This window comes from Collinsella sp. AF18-8LB (assembly GCF_003459795.1).
Classification (GTDB): Bacteria; Actinomycetota; Coriobacteriia; order Coriobacteriales; family Coriobacteriaceae; genus Collinsella.
This window is the reverse complement of sequence record NZ_QRWU01000014.1, coordinates 1-22,221: the sequence shown is the minus strand read 5'-3', so window position 1 is coordinate 22,221 and position 22,221 is coordinate 1. Positions and strand designations below refer to the sequence as shown.

The following is a 22,221-nucleotide window of genomic DNA, read 5'->3' as shown; positions in this document are numbered from 1 at the left end:
ACAAACCACCTCTCTTCATGAGCCCCGCAGTCCGCTCCGACTGCGGGGCTTTTGCTATTCACCTAGTCATTGGGGACAAACCCGGCACTTGGGGACGGTCCTTTCCTGCCGGCAGCTTGGGACAGTCCTTAATAGTCATTGGGTACTCATTTAAGTCTGTCCCCAATGACTGCCCAATGGCTGGGAAGGCGCATCCCACACCGACGCATTGCCTTCGGGCCCTCTCCCCAGGCTCTCCATAGCTCAGCTGGACTCCCCGCAACCTGTTCCGAGTTGGCGGAACGAGCGCGACGTGGAGTGTCATTCTTTACCGCGTTAGACTAGACGCAGGGAAAGGAGGAGGACATGGATGCTCGCGTCAAGCAGCTTGTAAATATGATCGAGGACGCTCAGCCTGTCGCTGTCGCGGTACTTGCCAAGCGTCTCGAGGTAAGCGAACGCGCCGTGAGAAACTATATCCATCGCGCAAACGACAACCTTGCAGGGGTTGCACGCATCGTTGGCAGCAAGGGGCAGTATCGTATCGATGTTGCACGTGCAGATGAGCTTGCTCGCTTGCTAGACGGTGCGGCTCTGGCTCATCCGGGCATTCCTGATACGCGCGACGGCCGTGTGTCCTTCCTTCTTAACGACCTCCTCATGCGGTCCCAGTGGGTGACGATTGAGGAGTATGCGGATTTACTCTACGTTTCGGCGCGAACTCTGTCCAATGACATGCGTCTGGTAGAGCAGAAACTCGCCCAATTTGACTTAACGCTCGAAAAGCGCCCACGCTACGGAATCCGCGTTGCGGGCGGGGAGTCGCAACGGCGCCTGTGCCTCGCCTCGCTGGTGAGGCCCGTGTTGCCCGACACCGACGATGCAAAGCTCGCCGAGCGCCTGCGGGCCATCGCCGCATGTGTGGACGATGCCCTGACGGCCTCGCCCGTCACGGTGAGCTCGCTGGCATCCCGCAATCTCATCATGCATCTTTACATCGCTCTTGGCCGCATCGAGCAGGGCTGCTATGTCCCAGCTGCAGAATCGGACGTTCAAAAACTGGAGGGAACGCGCGAATACGCCGCGGCTTTCCAGATTGCCGCAAACATCAAGGATGCCCTGGGCGTGAGCATGCCCCGAGAAGAGGTTGCCTTTATCGCAATCCATTTGCTCGGCAGGGGCACGGGCGTGCCCGAGAAGGGCTCTGCCGTTATCTCAGATGAGATGTGGGAGATTGCTTCCGAGATGGTACGTGCGGTCAACGATGAGTTTAGGTTTGACTTTAGCGGCGATCTTGAACTTCGCATGAACCTTGCTCGGCATATCGGCCCTCTGGGCTATCGCCTTGAATATCACATGCATATGGATAACCCCATGCTGCCCGATATCAAGACGAGGTTTCCGTTGGCCTATTCGATGGCAGCTGGCACCTCGCAGGTACTCGAGCGTCATTTTGGCAGCCAGCCCTCTGATGAAGAGCTCGGCTACATCGCCATGGCATTTGCCCTGGCCCTCGAGCAGCAAGCCGACCAGCCGCGTCGCAAACGCATCCTGATTGTGTGCGCCTCGGGAGCGGGAAGCGCCCGCATGCTAGAGCACCAGTACCGCAAGCAGTTTGGCATGTATATCGATTCGATTGAGACATGCGATGTCGCCCGCGTGGGAACGCTCGATTTTTCGCACATCGACTACATGTTCACAACGGTGCCGCTCAACGTCAAGTTGCCCGTGCCCGTTCGCGAGGCCGATTTCTTCTTGGAGACGAGCGATGTCAACGCTATCCGCAAGGTGTTGAGCGACGACACTGCGCAATCAGACTCCGTGAGCTCTTTCTTTAGCCGTGCCCTGTTCTTCAACCGCGTTGAGGCGTCGTCGAAGCAGGCCGCTCTCCGATATCTCTCCGAGCGCGCCGTCGAGAGCGGCCGTGTCGATGCCCAGTTTGCCCAAGAGGTCGCCGAGCGCGAGAGCGCGAGTGCCACCTCGTTTGGCAATGGGGTAGCCATGCCCCATGGGATGCATCCCTTGAGCGCCGAGGCCTTTGTTACCGTGGGCCTGCTCGAACATCCCATTCTTTGGGACGAATACGGCCATGAGGTCGATATCGTCTTTATGGTGTCGTTTGCCCGGTCGGGCGGCGATGAGGCGCGGATCTTGAGCTCACTGCTCGCCGAGATCTTTATGGACCGCCAGGGGGTCGAGCGCCTACGCGAGCGCCGGTCCTGGCATGAGCTGATGGCGCTTGTGCAAGCGCATACGGCTTAAGACTTCTTTTGTCGATAACCCTGTCTGTCTACCTGCAATAAACCTCGAGGATTGCGGGCGGGAGATAGGCGTTTCGAATATTCAAGTACAAACCAAACATCACGGGAGAGGAGACCGTTATGGACGATCAGGGAACCGAGATGGTTTCGTTTCAGCTGGTCGCTGCAGCGGGAGAGGCACGCAGCCTTGCCTTCGAAGCCCTTGAAAAGGCAAAAGCGGGGGATTTTGACGCCGCCGCCAAACTCATGAAGCAGTCAAAGGATGCGGGAATCAAGGCTCACCACATCCAAACGCAGCTGCTTTCGACTGAGGCAGCGGGCGAGCATCTGTCGGTGGATGTGTTGCTGGTCCATGCTCAGGACCACCTCATGTGCTCCATGCTTGCTCAGGAGCTCGTGCAGGAGCTGATCTGTCTGTATGAGCGCACTGCAACCAAGAACGCCTAGCGGCGTGCGGTGACTATCCAACCAATCAATGCGAAGGGAATCCCTTATGAAGATCCTTCTTGTTTGCGCAGCTGGTCTGTCTACAAGCATTCTGATGAAGAAACTCGAGAAATATGCGGAGCAAAACGGCATCGAGCTCGATATCGATGCGGTGGGTATCGGCGAGTATCAGGAGACGTGCGCCAATTATGACGTGCTGCTCTTGGGGCCGCAGGTGTCCTACCAGCTCAACACCGTCAAGCAGGGGAGCGGTAAGCCGACCGCGGTCATCCCCGCACAGGACTACGGCATGGGCAACGCCGCCAACGTGCTGGCACTCGCCCAGTCGCTGTTGGGTTAGGAGGCGACCATGGAGAAGTTCATGACCCTGCTTCAGGAAAAACTGACCCCTATCGCCAATTTCTGCGGCACCGAGCGCCACTTTGCCTCCATGCAAAAGGGCTTTATGAGCGCGATCAGCTTCATCTTGGTATCTGCCGTCTTTATGGTCCTCGCCAACCCGCCGGTCACGGCCGACCTGGTGGCGCAGGGCGGGTTCTGGTCCGTCTTTGGCCCTTGGCTCGATTTTGCCACGGCCAATAAGCTCACGCTGCTCATCCCCTTCAACATGACGATGGGCATACTGTCGGTGATCGTGACGTTCGCAATCGCCTATAACCTGGCGGGCACCTACAAGATGCCCAAGCTTAACGCCGGCATGATCTCGCTGGTGATGTTCCTGATCGCCGCGGCGCCGTCGTCCTACTACCAGCTTGCTGACGAGTCCGTGCTCCAGGCGGTCCCCTGCACCTATCTGGGTGCGCAGGGCCTGTTTACCGCCATCATCGTTGCCTTGGTCTCCGTCGAGGTCACGCGCTTCTGCCAGACCAAGGGCATCACCATCAAGATGCCCGATGGCGTGCCGCCGTTTTTGTCCGAAACCTTTGGCGCCATCGTACCTATGCTCGCCAACATCCTCATCTTCTTTGGCGGCAACCTGCTGATCCAGATGATCGATCCCGCGCTGTCCATCCCCTCGGTTATCGAGAAGCTGCTCGCTGCCCCGCTTTCCGTCGCAGTTGACTCTGTGCCCGGCGCACTGCTTATCTGCTTCATGACGCTGCTGTTTTGGCGCTTTGGCGTCCACGGCAACATGATCGTAATGCCCATCACCGCCCCGGTCACGCTTGCCGCCTTTGCCGCCAACGCCTCGCTCTATGCTGCCGGGCAGCCGCTTGAGTTCCACCCGGTGCTCATGTCGATGGTCATCAACCTCATCGGCGGCACGGGTAATACGTTCTCTTTTGTGGCGCTCTGCGCGTTTAGGGCAAAGTCGCAGCAGCTCAAGGCATTTGGCAAGGCATCGATCGTGCCGAGCTTCTTCCGTATCTCCGAGCCCGCGATCTTCGGCGCGCCCATCATCTTCAACCCGATCCTCATGATTCCGTTTGTGCTAGGCGGCATGATCTCGGCCCTGCTGTATTGGGGTGCGGTCTCACTGGGTCTTGTCTCTAACTTCTACATCTTGGTGAGCGGCACGTTCCCCATCTTCGTTCAGGGCTTTATCCAGTGCCTCGACCCGCGCATCTGGGTGTTTACGATCGTTTTGATCGTGGTCATGGCTGTGGTCTGGTACCCGTTCTTTAAGGTGTACGACAACCTGCTCCTGGCTCAGGAGCAGGAGAACGCCGTGGCAGCTTCTGCCGAGGATACTGAGTAGCATGAGTTACTTTGACAGAACGTCTGCCGCCGGTATGCCCGAGGGCTTTTTGTGGGGTGGTGCCCTCGCCGCCAACCAGGCCGAAGGGGGCTGGAACGAGGGCGGCCGCGGTATGTCGCACTCCGACCTGATTCCACAGGGTTCCGACCGCTGGGATGTAATGTTTGGCAGGCAAAAGCCCGTGGACGATCCGGACAGGCTGTATCCATGCCGCTGGGGCAACGACTTCTTCCATCATTGGCACGAGGACGTCGAGCTCTTTGCCGAGATGGGCTTTAAGTGCCTGCGTCTTTCAATTTGCTGGAGCCGTATTTTTCCCACAGGGATGGAGGCCGAGCCCAACGGCGAGGGCTTGGAGTTTTACCGTCAGGTATTCGAGGCGCTTCGCGAGCATGGAATCGAGCCGCTTGTGACGCTGTCGCACTACGACTATCCGTTGGCTCTGGTCGAGCGCTATGGTGGCTGGCAAAGCCGAGAGATGATCGAGCGGTATGCGCACTACGTCGAGACCGTCGGACGCGCGTACCAGGGCCTCGTGCGTTATTGGCTTACGTTCAACGAGATCAACAGCGTGGCGCTGTCCTATCTCAACGCGGGTGTCACGCTCGAGGATGAGCGTGACCGTGCAGCCGTGACCGCGGCGTTCTCGCACCATATGTTTATGGCGAGCGCTCGCGCTGTCGAGATTCTGCACAAGATCGATCCCGCAAACAAGGTGGGTTGCATGATCGCTGCCAGTGCGACCTATCCGTACCGTTGTGCGCCCGAGGACGTATGGCTTGCGTATGAGGAGGACCGCGGCCGCTACTTCTACACAGACGTGATGGCTGCGGGCGCCTATCCTGCTTGGAAGCTGCGTGCGCTCGAGAAAGAGGGTGTTCACGTGCCCTTTGGGCCGGGCGATACGGAGTATCTGGCAGAGCATACGGTCGACTTCATCTCGTTCTCGTACTATTGCTCGCGCTTGGTGTGCGCCGATGATCAGGTGATCGCCGAGAAGGCGGAGGGCAACGTGTTCCCGACGCTGCGCAATCCGTACCTCAAGGATAAAGAGACTGCCTGGAAGTGGCAGATCGATGCGCTGGGTTTGCGCGTGACGCTTGCCGGATACCACGATCGTTACCATCTTCCGCTCTTTATCGCCGAGAACGGTGTGGGCGGACTCGATGCGCTGGAAGACGGCAAAGTCCACGATGCGTATCATATTGATTACCTGCGCAGGCATATTCTTGCGCTGCGCGATGCAATTGTCGAGGACGGTGTTGACCTGATGGGATACACGCCGTGGGGCTGTATCGATTTGGTGTCGGCCTCGACGGGGCAGATGAAGAAGCGCTATGGCTTTGTTTATGTCGATGCCGATGATACGGGCAAAGGCACGTTCGATCGCTACCGAAAGGACAGCTTCTGCTGGTACCAAAAGGTCATTGCATCAAATGGCGAGGACTTGAGTTAACTCTTGCAGGTCTGTTGCCCCCGCGGTCCGCTTCGGCCGCGGGGCTTTTGCTATTGAGGCGGCTGTTCATGAGGAGCATTGCAGACTGCGGAAACCCGACACTTGGGGACGTTCCTTTCCTGCCGGCAGCTTGGGACAGTCCTTAAAAGCCGCATCGATCAACTGCGGAAAGCACATCCCAGAATGAGCGTCCAACATGGGGTGCGGTTTCCCTTGAGGCCCTCAATCGGAAAATGCATCCCAGATTTTTGTCGAAAAGCGGTCCCTAGTTTCCCAAACGGGCCGCTAACGGAAAGTGCATCCCGCTATTGGGCCCCAAAGCAGGATGCGCTTTCCGTGCTGGCAGTTCCAAGCAGTTCGGGATGGCCCTTTTCGTCTGCTCTCGGCCGGCGTCCGTAAGACTGTCCCCAACGACCACTCATTTAAGTCTGTCCCCAATGAGTGCCCAATGACTAGTAGTAGGCCCACATGGCTTCGACTTCGTTGAGGACCTCTACGACGCCCCAGCGACGGGCGCTGCGGCTGGCCGAGTTGGGGTCGTAGACGCCAATCTGATTGGCATTGTCGATGCCGTAGAGCACGATGTAGTGGCCTACGTTGGTAAACGTACCGGGGCGCACTGCGGCGATAACGGGCGCACCCGAGTGAAGTGCTTGGGTAATCGATTCACGATCGTTATAGAGCTGTGTTCCGTTGAGTCCCAGCTGCCACGCACCGCCTGTCATAAACGACCACTCGGTGGCACCAGTGGGGGCGTAGTTGCCGGCTTCGGCCAGCGCGCATATATCGACCGGCGTCTTATCGGTGTGGCCGGTCTTAAAGATATAGACCATGGTGAGGCAAGTGGGACCGCAAGCGTTTTCGCGGATAGTGCCACCGGCATAGGACAGCTCCGACCATGCGGGGTCAATTTGGTAGATGTGGGGCATGGTACCGGCCTGCCATTGCGAGCGTGGGGTCGAGAACGCAAAGGAGTAACCGGGCGCGACGGGAGCTTTAAGCAGCTTGTCCTCGGCAGTGGGCTCAAGACCGGCTGATCCGTGGGAGATACAGGATCCCAAAAACACAAAGACGAGGCAGGCGGCAATGGAGCAAAGCGCAAGGCGTAGGCGGCGGGCCGGAAGCACGTTGCTTGTGGTATGCGACGCGGGGTGAGGGGCTGAATTGCCGCGATCGCGTTGAGGTCGCGAAAAGGAGCGTTTAACGTAGTAGTCGGTCTTACGGCGATCGTAGCGGCGCGGCTGTGATGTGTCGGTCTGGCGTTGGCGTGTGCTCGTACTCACGCGGTCTGACTGCTGCACGGTACGGCTTTGTTGCCGAGAAGAAGCCCCGGGCTGCTCTTGGGGGCGCTGCTGGTTGCCGTTGTCGGAGGTGCTTCTGGGCGTTGGCGTGGTGCGGCCGGCAAGGCGCACGCTTTGTGGCCGTTGGTCGCCGTCATTGTATCCGTATACCATTCGAATCACCTTGCCTCGTGTGTAACTTGTCTATCCTACATAAAAAGATGCACGACACATGGGTATGTGCGCCAAAAGCCTGACAAATGGTATGAACGTTGCCGCGCCGCGCGCCAAGCGTCACGGCAACAGGTATCCAAAAGCAGACAAGATGAAAGCGTCCAGGACGAATGACGTCTCCCGCCGTTCGTCCCAAAAACGGCGCCGCTCGTTTTGCAGTTCTGCCTTCGGTCGAGCCATAAGCGGCAGCGTGGCGCCGAGGCCGTATCTTAAAGCCACGAAATAAAAGCGCGCGGTCGAACAGGCCGCGCAAGGGGTGACGCCAGGGGGCGTCAAAAAGGAAAGGAGGGGAACAATGGCGGACAAGAACGCAGAAGTTGCAGTCGAGGACAACGGCGGCATGAAGAAAACGCTTTCGCTCTGGAACTTCTTCACCATCGGTTTCGGTGCCATCATCGGTACCGGTTGGGTTCTGCAGGTCGGCGACTGGATGGTCGTGGGCGGCGGTCCCGTTCCCGCTATGATTGCATTCCTCTTGGGCGCAATCTTCCTCGTGCCCGTCGGAGCTGTTTTCGGTGAGCTCACGGCTGCTATCCCCATTTCGGGCGGCATCGTCGAGTATGTCGATCGTAGCTTTGGCCGTACGATGAGCTACATCACCGGCTGGCTCCTGGCCCTGGGCAACGGCATCCTGTGCCCGTGGGAGGCCATCGCCATCTCGACCCTCGTGTCCGAGATGTTCGGCAGCCTGCCCGGCCTTGAGTGGCTGCGCGCCGTCAAGCTCTACACCATCCTGGGCGCCGACGTTTACCTGTTCCCGACGCTGATCGCGCTCGGCTTTGCAACCTACGTCATCTTCCTCAACTTCCGCGGTGCCAGCTCGGCCGCCAAGCTGCAGGCCTTCCTGACCAAGGCCCTGCTCTGCGGCATGCTGCTCGCCATGGGCGTCTCGCTGTTCACCGGCTCGCCGGACAACGCCATGCCCGTGTTCTCCCAGGTCACCGGTGCTGGCGGCGGCAAGCCCGCTACCGAGGGCACCAGCCTGTTCGCAGGCATCGTTTCGGTCCTGGTTCTGACCCCGTTCTTCTACGCCGGCTTCGACACTATTCCTCAGCAGGCTGAGGAAGCAGCCGAGGGCCTCAACTGGAACAAGTTCGGCAAGATCATCTCCTTGGCTCTGCTGGCCGCCGGCGGCTTCTACATGGTCTGCATCTACTCGTTCGGCACCATCCTCGACTGGCATGAGTTTGTTAAGAGCCCGGTTCCCGCGCTTGCCTGCCTCAAGGGCATCAACATGCTCCTGTACCTGGCCATGCTCGTCATCGCCACGCTTGGACCCATGGGCCCGATGAACTCCTTCTACGGCGCCACGAGCCGCATCATGCTCGCCATGGGCCGCAAGGGCCAGCTGCCCGAGAAGTTCGCCGAGGTCGATCCCAAGTCCGGCGCTCCCAAGCTCGCCTGCGTCGTTCTGGGCGTCATCACCGTCGTCGGCCCGTTCCTGGGCAAGAACATGCTCATCCCTCTGACCAACGTGTCGGCTCTCGCCTTCATCTTCTCCTGCGGCATGGTCGCCCTCGCTTGCCTGCGCATGCGCTTCACCGAGCCCGACCTGCCTCGTCCCTACGAGGTGCCCGGCGGCAAGTTTGGCATCAGCCTCGCTATCGTTGCCTGCGGCACCATCATTGGCCTGCTCGTGATCCCGTTCTCTCCCGCCTCCCTCAACATGGTGGAGTGGAGCATCGTGATCGGCTGGCTGGCTGTTGGCCTGGCCCTCATGGCCTTCACCAATTCCCGCAAAAAATAACGCCTAGCCGGGACGGATCGGGTGTGCGGGGCCCTCTCTCTCGCGCACCGAAACCGGCACCACTTGGGTAGTTTTGTGAGGCCTTAACCCAACGCGGCCTCGCCCACTATATGGATCCATAAGGAGGAACCATGTCCACTAAGTATGCAATCGTTGGCGGCAAGCTCATCGACGGTACCGGTGCCGAGCCGGTCGAGAACTCCCTCGTTCTCGTCGACGACAATGGCAAGATCGAGTACGCCGGTGTCATGCAGGACCTTCCCGAGGGCGTTGAGGTTATCGACGCCGCCGGCAAGACCGTCCTTCCCGGCCTGATCGACACCCACCTGCACTTCTCGGGCAACCTGACCGACGATGACACCGACTGGGTCATGCAGCCGCTCCTCGAGAAGCAGGCAGTCGCCGTCAAGCAGGCCTACGACTGCCTCACCCACGGTCTCACCACCGTCTGCGAGATCGGCCGCTTTGGTATCCAGATCCGTGACTGCATCGACAAGGGCGTCTTCAAGGGCCCGCGCGTTCTGGCAACCGGCCTTGGCTTCTGCCGCGTTGCCGGCCACGGCGACTCCCACCACTGCAGCCAGGAGCTCAACAAGGAATCGCACCCCTGGGGCGATCAGGTCGACGGTCCTTGGGATCTGCGTAAGGCCGTCCGCCGTCGCCTGCGCGAGAACCCCGATGCCATCAAGATCTGGGCTACCGGTGGCGGCATCTGGCGCTGGGACTCCGGCCGCGACCAGCACTACTGCTCCGAGGAGATTCAGGCCGTGGTCGAAGAGGCCAAGATGGTCGGCATCCCCGTGTGGAGCCACTGCTACAACAACCACGCCGCTGCCTACGATTCCGTCCGCTTTGGCTGCGAGCAGCTGATCCACGGCTTCGATATCGATGAGCGCACCATGGACCTCATGGCCGAGCAGGGCACCTTCTTCACCCCGACGATCGCCTTCCTGCCCACTTGGTACGCCACCTATCCGCCCGTCTACGTCCCCGAGCTGCACGACAAGTACGAGGGCACCCTGGTCGAGAAGGAACTGCAGCGCAACTACGACTGCCTGCGCGAGGCCAAGAAGCGCGGCGTCGTCATGACGATCGGCTCCGACTCCTTCTCCTTCGTCACCCCGTACGGCACCTGCTCCATTGAGGAGATGTACGAGTTCGTCGACAAGATCGGCTTCACCCCGGTCGAGACCATCACCTGTGCCACCCTCAACGGTGCCAAGATGTGCCACATCGAGGACGAGACCGGTTCCATCGAGGCCGGCAAGTGCGCCGACCTGCTGGTCGTCAATGGTGACGTCGCCGCCGACATCCACGTGCTCAACACCGACAACATGGACGTCATCATGAAGGACGGCTGGATTGTCGAGGCCGGCACCTTCGGCGAGGCAAACAAGTACAGCGCCTAAGCTACCGTTCATCGATGGCTGGATGTAAAACACAGTATTTGATTGCATAATGCAATGGAGAGGGTCGCTTGCGGCCCTCTTTATTGCTATGGGGTGCGTCAGTAAGAAGGGGATGACGGTGGATCTCAATAGGCTGATTCTGGGTAAGAGCTACAACTCTACCAAGGTCTTTCGTACGGCCCAGCATGTGGTTCAGGCCATCTTGCTCGGTTTTGTCGTTCCGGCGCTTATCCTGTTGCTTATCTGGGATTTGACTGATAATCCCAACCCCGTCCCGGGCGTTGTCGTCATTGCCGGCTTGGTCATGCTGTGCTTCTTCTTTTCATATGTCTTTGTGGTCCCCGACGACCTCACGTCGAGCGCTACCGACCGTACGCTCGCCATCGCATCAAAAATATTCGCCTACACGTCGCGCGGCCTTACGCCCGAAGCGGCCCTGGGCGCCTCCAAAATCATCCTTTCCGAGACCATTGCTTCGGCCATCTGCTTTACCGACGGCAAGCAGGTGCTGGCGAGCTGGGGCGAGGACTCGGCAAAATGCCCCGCGGGCACTCCGGTTGTGCTGCGGACTACGCTCAACGTAATCAACAGCGGTGAGCAAAGCGTGTTTTCGCGCGATGCCTCGACCGAGACGGGTGGCTACTTTCCGCGCCTGCGCGCCGGTATCGTCGCACCGCTCACCGTGCGCGGGCATTGCGTGGGCACGCTCGAGCTGTATTATCCCCGTCTGAGCAGCATCGATATGCGCCAAACGGCGCTTGCCTCGGGCTTTGCCGACCTCATTTCCACGCAGCTTGCGAGCTTTGAGCTCGAGCGCCAGGACGAGCTTACAGCTCGCGTGGAGCTGCGCGCCTTGCAATCGCAGGTCGATCCTCATTTTCTGTTTAACACCATCAGCACCATCGTGTCGCTCGTGCGTACCGAGCCGGACAAGGCCAGATCGCTGCTCATCGACTTTTCTAATTACTACCGTCAGACACTGTCCGATTCCGATACGCTCACCACGCTCGAGCACGAGGTGGAACAGGGCACTCGCTATATCAATCTTATGCAGGCTCGTTATGGCGACGGCCGTCTGCGCGTCTCGGTCGATATCGACTTTGAGGTGCGCGATTGCATGGTGCCGCCGTTTATCTTGCAGCCGTTGCTCGAAAACTGCATCAAGCACGCGCAGCGCGAGACCGAGCCGCTTTCTATTCATGTTAGGGCTTTCGAGACCGATGACGGCTTGGAGATCATTGTCGAGGACGATGGCATCGGCATGAGCAAAGAAGTCTGCGCGCACCTGTTTGAGCAGCATCGCCGAGAGGAGCCCGAGAGCATTACCGCCGACGGCTCCGTCAAGCGAGGTTGCGGCTTGGCGCTCTTCAACGTGCTTCAGCGCATCCATTTCTTTTACGGAGAAGATTCCGGCATGCGCGTGAAGTCCCAGGAGGGTGTGGGAACGCAGGTCATCGTCGAGCTGAACGGCGAGCCGCATGAGCCGGCGCCGATGAAGGTGTAGCGCGCGGTTGGATTGAGAGAAAAAAGAGGGGAAGCGCATATGTCCGAGGGATGGAACATCTTGGTGGTTGATGACGAGCCTCCTATTAGGGCTGAGCTACGTTATCTGCTGGAAAAGGATGCACGTGTGGGACAGATTGCCGAGGCGGGCAATGTCACCGAGGCCGTGGAGTCGATTCTGTCGAACAAGCCCGACGTGCTGTTTTTGGATATCACGATGCCCGGCCGCTCGGGAATCGAGCTTGCCGAGACGCTGCAGAACCTAAAAACGCCGCCGGTCGTGGTGTTTGTGACGGCATTTGCCGAGTATGCGGCCGATGCCTATAACCTCGATGCCATTGATTACGTCGTCAAGCCGGTCGAGGATGCCCGCCTGTCAAAGGCGCTCGATAAGATCGAGGCCGCCCTGGGCGTTCGTCGTGTCGTCCATGCTCCGCGCCAGCCCTTGCGCCTGACGGTGGATCGCGGGGGCAAAAAGGTGTTCATCCCCGTGGCGGATGTCTGCTACTTTGAGGCGCGTGCCGATTTTTGCAACGCCGTCTGCGCCGAGGGAACATATCTGATCAATGAGTCGATCTCTTCGCTCGAACGTCGCTTGGGCTCCGAGGGCTTTATTCGCGTTCATCGCAGCTATCTGGTCAATTTGGAAGACGTGCACAATGTTGAGATTGGTTCCACGGGGTTGATGGAGCTCAGGCTCGACCGCGTGAGCTCGACGGTGCCGGTGTCCCGTCGTCGTGCCGCCGAGGTCAAGTCGCACCTGGGGCTTGCGTAAGAGGCTTGCGTGCCGTCGTTTACCATCGCAGGTTTGGTATGGGCGCGCGGTGGGCATAATGGGTGGCATCGAATGAAATCGAAAGGATCATTATGCCCGCGCTTATCACCCATCATCTGTTTGGCGAGGAAAGCATCGACCGTCTTCCGCAGGGCGTCATCACGTCCGATGAAGAGCGCATTGCCTTTATCTTGGGCAACCAAGGCCCCGACCCGTTTTTCTTTCACATTCTGACACCGCGTGTTTCCGACTGCACGCTGCTGGCGCAGGTCATGCATCGGTCGCGCATGTCGCGTCAGTTCTCGTGTCTGCGCGATGGCGTGTCGCACCTGCTGCCGCGCGATGCCAACCTGGGCCGTGCGTTTGCGCTGGGCCTGCTGTCTCATTACGTGCTCGACCGCAACGCCCATCCCTTTGTCTATGAGCAACAGTTTGGCATCGTGGAGTCCGATTCAGAGCTTGAGGATTCGAGCAGTCAGGTCCATGCCGTGATCGAGAGCGACCTGGATGTACTGATGCTGCAGCTTAAACGCGATGGCGCTACGGTCGACGATTACCCGCCGGCGGGCGAGATCGTTACCACCGATCGCATCAATCGCGTTGCCGGTGTGCTGATGAGCTATGTTGCCGGATGCGTGTACGGCATCGATATCCCGGTGGGGGAGTACGGTGCTGCCGTAGCCAATATGCAGCGACTTTACCGCGCGATTGAGCCGGCCGGCTCCGTAAAGACGCGCGCGATCTCGCTGGTTGAGGGCTTGGTGCACGATTATTCGCTGCTCGACGGCCTTGCGCACCGCGTGACGACCGAGCTGCCCGAGCGTACCGGCAACCTGGGCCACTTGGCATGGAAGAACCCCTTTACCGATGAAGTCTCGACCGAGAGCTTCCCCGAGGTCTTTGACCGCGCGCTGTTCGATTACGAGTGCACGGTTGCCCGCTTTATCGAGACCGGCGATATGGAAGCCGTGACCAACCATGTCAATTACAGCGGTCGCGTGCTCGGCGCCGACGAGGAGTTCGACCGCGAGGAGTAGGGCTCGTGCGTGCCCCTTTGCCGAATCCTTACCGGCGCTTCTGGACAATTGGGGTACGATGAACTAACTGCATATCGGGCGAATACGAAGGGTCCCTGTCCATGAAATACACCAAGCTCGAGCGTAACTGGGTCATGTACGATGTGGGAAACTCGGCCCTCGTACTGCTCAATACCTCGGTGGTGCCCATCTACTTTAACGCCATCAATACCGGTGCTTCCTCGGCAGACCTGGTGGTCGCTTGGGGCAACGCTCAGACGATTGCCTCGCTGGTCATTGCCATGCTCATGCCCATTCTGGGCGCGCTTGCCGATTACGCCGGCAACAAGATCAAGTTCTTCTTGGGCTTCTTCCTGACGGGTCTCGTGCTTTGCTTTGCACAGGCTATCCCGATGTCCGCCATGGCGTTTTTGACCGTCTATGTGCTGTGCACCATCGGCCTCAACTCGTCTATGACGTTCTACGACGCCATGTTGCCCGATGTCACCACCGATGAGCGCATGGACGCCGTGTCGAGTTCGGGCTTCGCTTGGGGTTACATCGGTTCCACCGTGCCGTTCATCATCTGCCTGGCGCTCATTATGGGCGGTCCGGCCCTTGGCGTCCCCACCATGTTGGCCACGCGCCTGTCGTTTATTATCACCGGCGCCTGGTGGCTCATCTTTACCTTGCCGCTCATCCGCACCTATAAGCAAAAATACGGTCGCGAGCGCAAGCCCGAAGACACCATCGGCCACATTGTGGGCGGCGTGTTCTCCGAGGTCGGACACACCATGCGCGAGATCGCCCACAACAAGACCGTGCTGGTCTACATGATCGCGTTCTTCTTCTATATCGATGGCGTGCACACGGTCATCTCCATGGCAACCAGCTACGGATCGGCCTTGGGCATCGATTCGACCCAGTTGGTCCTGGCGCTGCTCGTCACGCAGTTTGTGGCTTTCCCGTCCGCCATCATCTACGGCAAGCTCGCCGGCCGCGTGGGCACGCTCAACATGATCTTGGTGGCAGTCGCCGCCTATATGGGCATCGTGCTCTTTGCCGCGTTCTTCCTCAAGACCGCCTTTGAGTTTTGGGTGCTTGCCATTTTGGTCGGCCTGTTCCAGGGCGGCGTGCAGGCGCTCAGCCGCAGCTACTTTGGCCGCATTATTCCCAAGGAAAAGTCCAACGAGTACTACGGCTTCTTTGATATCTTTGGCCGCTATGCAAGTGTTATGGGCACCTTTCTGGTGTCGGTCGTTACCTCGCTGACCGGCAACCCGTCGCTGGGCGTCCTTTCCATTGGCGTGCTGCTGGTCGTTGGCTTTGTGCTGCTGGTCCGCCTGTCCCGCATGTCTCAGACGGCAGAGCAGGCCGCATAGGAACTTGCCGGTAATTGCGTCCGCCGCGATATTCTTTTGGGGTTATCCGCAATAAACATTCTGACTTTCGAACAATGATTAGCCCAAGTGGGTATGATGGAGTCAGCTAGGTCGCGGGGCGTCGCCTGTGTTTGGCGGCGTCCCGTTTTTGTGTTGCAGGGAGGGTAAGGCATGAACGCCACGGTCGTGATTCCAACGTATTGGGCGGGCGATGACGCTCGCGCAAACGCCCCTGGCACCTATGACCATTCGACACGACTCAACGCCGACAATCCCGAACTCGACCGCTGCCTGGCCTCGCTTGAACAGGTGCGCGACATCCCGCGCATCATCCTTTTGGTGGTCTGTCCCGTTTCTGCCACAGCCGATGTGTCGCTGCGCGTGCACGAGATTGTCGACGCGCATCCCACGCTCAAGGTCACCGTTGTCACCAACACCCAGGCCTTGCGCATCGCAGACCGGGTTGCTCAGATCGCGCCCAAGGGTTCGGGCGAGTGCGTGAGTCTGCGAGGCTACGGCGCCATCCGCAACATGGGGCTGGCCTGTGCCGCTGTGCTGGGGCATGACGCGGTTATCTTTTTGGATGACGATGAGACTGTCATCGATGCCGACTTTATGAAGCGCGCGACCTACGCGCTGGGTCAGCAGACGCGTCAGGGCCTGCCGATCTTGGTCAAGAGCGGCTATTTCTACGATCGCGACGGATCGCCGCTGGCTCCCACGGACAAGGCGGGCATCTGCCATCGTTGGTGGACCAAGCGCATCGAGTTCAACCGTTGGATGAAAAAGGCGCTCTCGGGCACCCGCATCTCGCGCTCCAACTACGTGTGCGGCGGCCTGATGGCCCTGCACGCCCGCGCCTTTACGCGTGTGGCCTTTGACCCGTTTATCACCCGCGGCGAGGACTTGGATTACCTCTTTAACATGCGCATGTTTGGCTACGACGTGTGGTTCGATAACGAGTGGACCGTGCGCCATTTGCCTCCGGAGTCCGAAAAGCGCTCACCGCGCTTTATGCAGGATGTATACCGTTGGTACTACGAACGGGCCAAGTTGACGTTCGCCGCGCATCAAAAGGAGCTCATTCCTGTTACGGCGGCATCGCTCATGCCCTACCCGGGCCCGTGGATTTCGCGCGAGCTCGACGACCGCGTGCGCAAGACCGCTATGGTCCGCAGCGTGTTTACCCGCGAGCATGAGGGCTACCTGCGCATCTGGCGCCATGGTATCGACGAGGCAAAGGCCTATGCGCGCCAAAACGCTGCAAGCTACCTGCGTTTCCAGAGCTTTTGGCCAAAGATCATGGACGGGCTTTGGCGTGACGCACAACTGATCAGTATCCTGGAGGGGGCCGAATGATCGACCGCCGCGCCCAGCGCGATAGTTCATTATCAATCTTTCGCATCATTGCCGTTGCCTGCGCCATTTGCGTGCTGATGTACTTTATTTTTGCCCTGGTGACCGGCATCGAGCCGATCGCCACGGTGATTGCCTGCGCGCTGCTGTGCATCTTTCTGTGCATCTTTATCTTTTTGACGCTCAATCCCGATTCGGTGCGCTCGCAGTACACCGAAGAGACGCTCTCGGTGGCCTCGGCCATGCTCGAGGACATTAAGGGTGGTCTGACGCAGGAGTCGGCGCGTTTGGTGTGCCAGCGCATTTTGCCCGAGACGCGCGCCATGACGGTGGCCATCACCGACGAGGAAAACGTGCTTGCCTGCGCGGGCGAGTTTGAGGAAAAACTATTGCCAGATTCTCCCATCCACACGCTTGCAACGCGCTACGTTATCGAACATGGCATCGTGCAGTCGTTCAACCGTATGGTGGATGTCGTGGGTTCGGACGGCTCGCACAACCAAGTCCCCGCCGGCATTATCGCTCCCATCAAGGTGGGCGATCGTACCGTCGGCACGCTCAAGTTCTACTACAAGACCCCGCGCGCCGTCGACCGTACTCAGTACGCGCTTGCCTCGGGCTTTGCCGAGATCTTGTCCACGCAGCTCGCCATCCACGAGCTCGAGGTGCAAAAGGAACTCACGGCGCGCGCCGAGGTGCGTGCGCTGCAGGCACAGATTAACCCGCACTTCCTGTTCAACACGCTGAACACCATTGCATCGTTTACGCGCACCGACCCGTTGCGGGCCCGCGAACTGCTTCGTGAGTTCTCATCGTTCTATCGCGCCACGCTCGACAACTCGGGATCGCTTATTCCGGTCTCGCGCGAGGTCGCACAGACCAAGCGCTACCTTACCTTTGAGAAGGCCCGCTTTGGCGAGGACCGCGTGCTTGCAACGTTCGATGTGTCCGAGGACGTGGAAGATACGCTGGTGCCGGCGTTCGTGATTCAGCCGATTGTCGAGAACGCCGTGCGTCATGGTATGGGCGATGACGGCGCCCTGAGGATCGACGTGACCGTTCACCAAGACGGCGAGGATGCAATCTTGATTGCCGTTGCTGATAACGGCGTGGGCATGGATGAGGGTACCGCCGCCAGACTGTTTGACGAGCGCTCTGCCCGTCCCGACGCCAGCTCTCCCCAGGGCGGCGGCGCCGGTGTGGCCATGCACAATATTTCGGAGCGCATCCATCGCTTTTATGGGCCACACTCCTATACGCGTGTCGAATCGGCGCCGGGCAAGGGCACCAAAGTGCTTCTTCATCTTGATTTGTCAGAGAGCATCTTTGACATTCAAGAGTAAAATAAAAGGCTACGGGCTCAACGTCATGCGACGGATGCCCGGCGTAGTTAGTTGACGAAAGGTTTTATCCCTATGCTGCGTGCGATGATTGTGGATGATGAGGCGCCGGCTCGCTCGGAGCTTCGCTTCTTGCTCGAGCAAACGGGCAAGATCGGCACGATCACGGAGGCGTCGAGCGTCCGCTCCGCCATCGAGATGCTTATGGAAAGTCGCGTGGATGTCGTGTTTCTCGATATCTCGATGCCCGGTGCCTCGGGCCTGCAACTTGCCGAGGCGCTGCATAAGCTCAAAAATCCGCCGGCGATCGTGTTTGTGACTGCGTATAGCGACCATGCGGTCGAGGCATTCGACGTGGATGCTGTCGATTATCTGATGAAGCCGGTCGAGGAAGCTCGCTTGGATCGCGCGATCGAGAAGGTCATGCAACGCGCTAAGCCGGTTACGGACAGCAAGGTGACCATCGAGCGTATCCCGGTGGAAAAGGGCGGCCGCAAGGTGCTCATTCCCGTGGACGACATTCGCTTTATCATGGCCAAGGACGATTACTCCTGCATCTATACCGTCGATGATCGCTTTTTGTCGACGACCTCGCTGGCGCAGTTTGAGGCCAAGCTCTGCGACTTTGGCTTCTTCCGTGTTCACCGCCGCTATATCGTCAACTTGGCGTGCGTTACCGACGTTGAGACGGTGCCCTCGGGCGCCATCCAGCTGGGCATTACGGGCGTCGACGAACGCGTGCCGGTTTCGCGCCGCCGCGTCGTGCCGCTCAAGAAGGCTCTGAGTCTCTAGCACACTGGCCCCGCGGCCCTGTGGACCTATCGTCTGCGGAGCCGTGGGGCCTTTTTGTATGTATCTGCCAAATCGTTTTTGCGGAAGGGATCCCATGAACAGTGCAAGCGCCAAGCGTATCGACATCATCTCGGACACCCACGGCTATCTTTCGCCCGCGCTCTTAGACGAGCTTAAAGGTGCGGATTTGATTATCCATGCCGGCGACCTTACGTCGGAGATGGACTACGAGCATCTATGCACCATCGCCCCTGTGCGGGCCGTACTGGGCAACAACGATTATTACCGCGACTACGGCCCCGATGTGGATCGCCTGGCGCTCTTTACCTACGAAGGCCTCAAATTCGCTGTAGCCCACTACCGCGAAGACCTCCCGGTGGGATCCGTAGACGTAGCCATCAACGGCCACACCCACGTAACCAAAGAAGCCCAAGTGGGCCGTTGCTTGGTCCTCAACCCGGGCAGCGCCAGCTACCCCAGAGGTACCCGAGGTCCCACTATGGCCAGAATGCTCGTCAACGACGGCCAAATCATAAGCACCAAGTTTATTGACCTAGAGTAACCGCAACAAAAACGGGGGATGCAGATCGCATCTCCCGTTTTTTATGAGCCAAAGGTCAAAGTTCAACAAGATCCATCAGACCAACCCCGCCGAGGAGCACGCGGGCTAGCCGCGCAGCGGCGCACGCCCGCAAAACTGGTTGAATAATATGACGGCAGGGAGGGTCTCCGGGGCTGAGGGCAGGGGTTAAGTTTGTCGCGAGTTCCGCACGCAAAGGAAAGCACTTAATGTGCTTTCCGTCTTGCGCAGGACTGTAGAGCAGCAAACTTAACCCCCGCCCTCAGCCCCGGAGACCCTCCCGGAGGGACCGAAAAATTTTTTCAAAAAAGTTGTTGCGTGCCGGACAGACTTCTGTGTATACTAATCCCCGCAGCGCACGCGAGCGGAAACAAACGCGAACGCCTGCCTGGGGAGTTAGCTCAGTTTGGTTAGAGCGCCGGCCTGTCACGTCGGAGGTCGCGGGTTCGAGCCCCGTACTTCCCGCCAACGCAATTAAAGCCACGTCTTCGGACGTGGCTTTTTGCGTTTGATGCACTTTGTTTCGATAGAACGATCGCCCTGGCGCATCTTCGCCCAGAATCCCCGCACCTTCGGGAACGCAAGTAAAATCCAATAAGTATATCTGTCTAAACAGCAGCTTTGTTGCGCAACACCTGTTCAACGAGACAGGGGGTTAGGTTATACTAAATTGCACTGTAGGCCGCATCTGATGCATTTCGCTCCAAGCGCGGCACTCAGTGGATATCCTATTTATCATTTGGATGTCCTAGCGGTCATTTAGCGTCTCGACACAAGCTCGGCCCCGGAGCTCGTTCGAGCTGTTCGTATTCCTTGAAAGGGGAAAAATGGACATATCGAGGAAGACTGATTACGCCCTTCGTATGCTGGCGATGCTTGCCGAGGACCCGGAGCGTTTGCTTTCTGTTCGCACCGCTGCCGAAGAGGTCAATGTCCCGTATTCGTTTGCCCGTTCGATCCAACACGGTTTGGTCCAGGCCGGTATTGTGGAGAGCCTGCGTGGCGTCCACGGTGGAATGCGTCTCAAGGTCAGTCCGGACGATGTCACCATCCGCCAGGTCGTCGAGGCTGTTCAGGGCCCTATGGTTATGAACGATTGCACCGCGCCCGATGGTGACTGTGCGCGCATGGGCACGTGCTGCTATCATCCCCTGTGGGCCGGAGCCCAGGCGTTGATGCGCGACTACCTCGATTCCGTTTCGCTTGGCGACATCGTCGCCCATCGCCAGTTCCCGGCTGTCGATCCCAAGTTCGCCGATCGCGATGCGTTTCCCGAGTACGCCACCTGTGCGTGCGCCTGCCGGGAGGAATAGCGCCGCATAAGGAGCATTGCCATGATTCAGGACCCCTTTCGTTCGATGATTCGTTCGGAAGGGGTCCTGCGTTATCGCGACCTTCCGTGGCGCCGCACGCGCGACCCATATATCATCTGGCTCTCCGAGGTCATGCTGCAGCAGACACAGGTTCCGCGCGTGGAGACGCGCATGCCGGCGTGGCTCGATCGTTTTCCGACCGTCCAGGCGCTCGCTCAGGCCGCGCCTTCCGATGTTTTAGATGCTTGGCAGGGCATGGGCTACAACCGACGCGCTCTGGCGCTCCACAAGGCCGCTCAGCGCGTTGCAGAGGACTGGGATGGGGAGTTTCCGCGTGAGACGCGCGACTTGGTCGCTCTGCCAGGTATTGGCCCGGCAACGGCGCAGGGTATCCGGTCGTTTGCGTTTGATCTTCCGGGTGTGTATCTGGAGACCAACGTGCGCACGGTCTTTCTGCATCATTTCTTTCCCGATGTGCCCGCCGTTCCCGATCGCGAACTGGTGCCGCTGATTCAGGCGGCCTGTCCGGCGGCCCCCGGTGCGGCGCTCGACAAGATCGCTCCCTTTGCCGTGCCGCTCGATGATGCCGATACGCCGCGCGCGTGGTATTACGCGTTGCTAGATTACGGCGCATATCTAAAAAAGACGTTGCCCAATCCGTCCAGGCGCTCGGCGGGCTATAGCCGTCAATCAAAGTTTGAGGGCTCGCGTCGCCAAAAGCGCGCGCATATCGTGCGCATGTTGCTGGCAGCGCGCGATGACCAGCCGGCGGGGATTACGCTCGATGAGGCCGTCGCAGGCGTTGACGAGATGGAGGCGGCGGCCGGTCGAGCGCCGGTCGAGTGTGAGCTGGTCGCGAGTATTCTGGCCGATCTGGAGCGCGAGGGCTTTTGCCGCTCCGAGGACGATCGTTGGCTGAGTGTGTAGCCCGCTCGAATTTTAAGGTTTAGATTTTCGGCAGGGGGTACCATAAAATAAGGCCGCTCAAAGCCTATGGGCGGCATGTATTGAAGGGAAGTACACCTATGGATTTTGAGAGCTCTCAAACCAAGAAGAACCTCGAGACCGCTTTTGCCGGTGAGTCTCAGGCGCACACCAAGTATCGCTACTATGCATCCAAGGCAAAAAAGGACGGCTACGTTCAGATCTCGAATATCTTTGCCGAGACGGCGGGCAACGAGTCCGAGCACGCCAAGCTGTGGTTTAAGTATCTGCACGATGGCGCCGTTCCCAGCACTCTGGATAACCTGCGCGATGCCGCCGCGGGAGAGAACTACGAGTGGACCGAGATGTACGACGAGTTTGCCAAGACCGCCGAGGAGGAGGGCTTTGCCGAGATCGCCGCGAAGTTCCGCGGCGTCGCTGCTGTCGAGAAGGCTCACGAGGAGCGCTACAACAAGCTCGTCGAGCGCATTGAGTCGGGCGAGGTGTTTGAGCGCGAGGGTGTAAAGGTGTGGAAGTGCCTGAACTGCGGACACCTGCATGTTGGTGCCGAGGCGCCCGAGGTGTGCCCGGTGTGCAACCACCCGAAGGCGTACTTTGAGGAGCAGGTGGTGAACTACTAGCGCGTGGCGCTGGCTGCTGCGGGGCGCGGGGCGGGGAGATACCTTTCCCTCTCGCTCACGGCTTCGCAGAGTCGCGCGAGGGAAAGG

General features: G+C 59.2%; 19 protein-coding genes and 1 tRNA gene. 19 read left to right on the top strand and 1 reads right to left on the bottom strand.

What is annotated here, in order from left to right; translation table 11 throughout:
- The first annotated feature begins 345 nt into the window (after positions 1-345).
- The 5 genes from DWX25_RS09080 to DWX25_RS09060 all read left to right on the top strand — a co-directional run bounded on the left by DWX25_RS09080 (position 346) and on the right by DWX25_RS09060 (position 5,842).
- Positions 346-2,241, top strand: a complete 1,896-nt coding sequence (locus DWX25_RS09080) for a BglG family transcription antiterminator (RefSeq protein WP_117799390.1) — start codon at positions 346-348, stop codon at positions 2,239-2,241.
- 119 nt (positions 2,242-2,360) lie between these two features.
- Positions 2,361-2,687: a PTS lactose/cellobiose transporter subunit IIA gene (locus DWX25_RS09075; RefSeq protein ID WP_117757821.1), complete on the top strand. Its 327-nt coding sequence runs from the start codon at positions 2,361-2,363 to the stop codon at positions 2,685-2,687.
- A gap of 46 nt (positions 2,688-2,733) precedes the next feature.
- Positions 2,734-3,027, top strand: coding sequence for a PTS sugar transporter subunit IIB (locus DWX25_RS09070; protein WP_117648560.1), 294 nt, complete (start codon positions 2,734-2,736; stop codon positions 3,025-3,027).
- A 9-nt stretch (positions 3,028-3,036) separates the two neighbouring features.
- Positions 3,037-4,386, top strand: a complete 1,350-nt coding sequence (locus DWX25_RS09065) for a PTS sugar transporter subunit IIC (RefSeq protein ID WP_117858919.1) — start codon at positions 3,037-3,039, stop codon at positions 4,384-4,386.
- 1 nt (position 4,387) lies between these two features.
- Positions 4,388-5,842, top strand: coding sequence for a family 1 glycosylhydrolase (locus DWX25_RS09060; RefSeq protein ID WP_255412944.1), 1,455 nt, complete (start codon positions 4,388-4,390; stop codon positions 5,840-5,842).
- 452 nt (positions 5,843-6,294) lie between these two features.
- Here the strand turns inward: DWX25_RS09060 and DWX25_RS09730 are convergent, their stop codons facing one another.
- On the bottom strand, positions 6,295-7,296 hold the full coding sequence (locus DWX25_RS09730) for a C39 family peptidase (RefSeq protein ID WP_233505276.1): 1,002 nt from the start codon (positions 7,294-7,296) through the stop codon (positions 6,295-6,297).
- A 355-nt stretch (positions 7,297-7,651) separates the two neighbouring features.
- Here DWX25_RS09730 and DWX25_RS09050 point away from each other — a divergent pair, with 355 nt between their 5' ends.
- The 14 genes from DWX25_RS09050 (at position 7,652) to rbr (ending at position 22,134) form a co-directional block, all read left to right on the top strand.
- Positions 7,652-9,103, top strand: a complete 1,452-nt coding sequence (locus DWX25_RS09050; RefSeq protein WP_117735418.1) for an APC family permease — start codon at positions 7,652-7,654, stop codon at positions 9,101-9,103.
- A 131-nt stretch (positions 9,104-9,234) separates the two neighbouring features.
- Entirely contained in the window at positions 9,235-10,512 is a 1,278-nt protein-coding gene (locus DWX25_RS09045; RefSeq protein ID WP_117634436.1) for an amidohydrolase family protein, read from the top strand.
- 112 nt (positions 10,513-10,624) lie between these two features.
- Positions 10,625-12,016: a sensor histidine kinase gene (locus DWX25_RS09040; protein WP_233502246.1), complete on the top strand. Its 1,392-nt coding sequence runs from the start codon at positions 10,625-10,627 to the stop codon at positions 12,014-12,016.
- A gap of 39 nt (positions 12,017-12,055) precedes the next feature.
- Positions 12,056-12,790, top strand: a complete 735-nt coding sequence (locus tag DWX25_RS09035) for a LytTR family DNA-binding domain-containing protein (protein ID WP_117716143.1) — start codon at positions 12,056-12,058, stop codon at positions 12,788-12,790.
- A 92-nt stretch (positions 12,791-12,882) separates the two neighbouring features.
- A complete protein-coding gene (locus DWX25_RS09030; RefSeq protein ID WP_117799395.1) occupies positions 12,883-13,827 on the top strand; it encodes a zinc dependent phospholipase C family protein in 945 nt (314 codons plus the stop codon).
- A gap of 101 nt (positions 13,828-13,928) precedes the next feature.
- Positions 13,929-15,188 carry an MFS transporter gene (locus tag DWX25_RS09025; protein ID WP_117799397.1) on the top strand — a complete coding sequence of 420 codons (1,260 nt, stop codon included), beginning with the start codon at positions 13,929-13,931 and terminating at the stop codon, positions 15,186-15,188.
- Positions 15,189-15,359: 171 nt separating this feature from the next.
- Positions 15,360-16,547 (top strand): glycosyltransferase, encoded by a 1,188-nt coding sequence (locus tag DWX25_RS09020; protein ID WP_117799399.1) that lies wholly within the window; start codon positions 15,360-15,362, stop codon positions 16,545-16,547.
- The gene (locus DWX25_RS09015; RefSeq protein ID WP_117735423.1) at positions 16,544-17,887 is read left to right on the top strand and encodes a histidine kinase; all 1,344 of its coding nucleotides are present in this window, start codon (positions 16,544-16,546) and stop codon (positions 17,885-17,887) included. The genes DWX25_RS09020 and DWX25_RS09015 overlap by 4 nt, the downstream gene beginning before the upstream one ends.
- 72 nt (positions 17,888-17,959) lie before the next feature.
- Positions 17,960-18,676: a LytTR family DNA-binding domain-containing protein gene (locus tag DWX25_RS09010; protein ID WP_006235156.1), complete on the top strand. Its 717-nt coding sequence runs from the start codon at positions 17,960-17,962 to the stop codon at positions 18,674-18,676.
- A gap of 94 nt (positions 18,677-18,770) precedes the next feature.
- Positions 18,771-19,238, top strand: coding sequence for a YfcE family phosphodiesterase (locus tag DWX25_RS09005; RefSeq protein ID WP_117735424.1), 468 nt, complete (start codon positions 18,771-18,773; stop codon positions 19,236-19,238).
- A gap of 408 nt (positions 19,239-19,646) precedes the next feature.
- Positions 19,647-19,724 (top strand) — tRNA-Asp (locus tag DWX25_RS09000).
- Between the two features lie 359 nt (positions 19,725-20,083).
- Positions 20,084-20,569, top strand: coding sequence for an Rrf2 family transcriptional regulator (locus DWX25_RS08995; RefSeq protein WP_117735425.1), 486 nt, complete (start codon positions 20,084-20,086; stop codon positions 20,567-20,569).
- 21 nt (positions 20,570-20,590) lie between these two features.
- Positions 20,591-21,496: an adenine glycosylase gene (locus DWX25_RS08990; RefSeq protein ID WP_117799295.1), complete on the top strand. Its 906-nt coding sequence runs from the start codon at positions 20,591-20,593 to the stop codon at positions 21,494-21,496.
- 98 nt (positions 21,497-21,594) lie between these two features.
- On the top strand, positions 21,595-22,134 hold the full coding sequence (gene rbr, locus DWX25_RS08985; protein ID WP_117735427.1) for a rubrerythrin: 540 nt from the start codon (positions 21,595-21,597) through the stop codon (positions 22,132-22,134).
- Positions 22,135-22,221: the final 87 nt, after the last annotated feature.

Excerpts from the sequence above, each read along its gene's own strand:
- DWX25_RS09080 (WP_117799390.1), top strand. The coding sequence starts at position 346 with ATGGATGCTCGCGTCAAGCAGCTTGTAAATATGATCGAGGACGCTCAG.
- DWX25_RS09075 (WP_117757821.1), top strand. The coding sequence starts at position 2,361 with ATGGACGATCAGGGAACCGAGATGGTTTCGTTTCAGCTGGTCGCTGCA.
- DWX25_RS09070 (WP_117648560.1), top strand. The coding sequence starts at position 2,734 with ATGAAGATCCTTCTTGTTTGCGCAGCTGGTCTGTCTACAAGCATTCTG.
- DWX25_RS09065 (WP_117858919.1), top strand. The coding sequence starts at position 3,037 with ATGGAGAAGTTCATGACCCTGCTTCAGGAAAAACTGACCCCTATCGCC.
- DWX25_RS09060 (WP_255412944.1), top strand. The coding sequence starts at position 4,388 with ATGAGTTACTTTGACAGAACGTCTGCCGCCGGTATGCCCGAGGGCTTT.
- DWX25_RS09730 (WP_233505276.1), bottom strand. The coding sequence starts at position 7,296 with ATGGTATACGGATACAATGACGGCGACCAACGGCCACAAAGCGTGCGC.
- DWX25_RS09050 (WP_117735418.1), top strand. The coding sequence starts at position 7,652 with ATGGCGGACAAGAACGCAGAAGTTGCAGTCGAGGACAACGGCGGCATG.
- DWX25_RS09045 (WP_117634436.1), top strand. The coding sequence starts at position 9,235 with ATGTCCACTAAGTATGCAATCGTTGGCGGCAAGCTCATCGACGGTACC.
- DWX25_RS09040 (WP_233502246.1), top strand. The coding sequence starts at position 10,625 with ATGACGGTGGATCTCAATAGGCTGATTCTGGGTAAGAGCTACAACTCT.
- DWX25_RS09035 (WP_117716143.1), top strand. The coding sequence starts at position 12,056 with ATGTCCGAGGGATGGAACATCTTGGTGGTTGATGACGAGCCTCCTATT.
- DWX25_RS09030 (WP_117799395.1), top strand. The coding sequence starts at position 12,883 with ATGCCCGCGCTTATCACCCATCATCTGTTTGGCGAGGAAAGCATCGAC.
- DWX25_RS09025 (WP_117799397.1), top strand. The coding sequence starts at position 13,929 with ATGAAATACACCAAGCTCGAGCGTAACTGGGTCATGTACGATGTGGGA.
- DWX25_RS09020 (WP_117799399.1), top strand. The coding sequence starts at position 15,360 with ATGAACGCCACGGTCGTGATTCCAACGTATTGGGCGGGCGATGACGCT.
- DWX25_RS09015 (WP_117735423.1), top strand. The coding sequence starts at position 16,544 with ATGATCGACCGCCGCGCCCAGCGCGATAGTTCATTATCAATCTTTCGC.
- DWX25_RS09010 (WP_006235156.1), top strand. The coding sequence starts at position 17,960 with ATGCTGCGTGCGATGATTGTGGATGATGAGGCGCCGGCTCGCTCGGAG.
- DWX25_RS09005 (WP_117735424.1), top strand. The coding sequence starts at position 18,771 with ATGAACAGTGCAAGCGCCAAGCGTATCGACATCATCTCGGACACCCAC.
- DWX25_RS08995 (WP_117735425.1), top strand. The coding sequence starts at position 20,084 with ATGGACATATCGAGGAAGACTGATTACGCCCTTCGTATGCTGGCGATG.
- DWX25_RS08990 (WP_117799295.1), top strand. The coding sequence starts at position 20,591 with ATGATTCAGGACCCCTTTCGTTCGATGATTCGTTCGGAAGGGGTCCTG.
- rbr (WP_117735427.1), top strand. The coding sequence starts at position 21,595 with ATGGATTTTGAGAGCTCTCAAACCAAGAAGAACCTCGAGACCGCTTTT.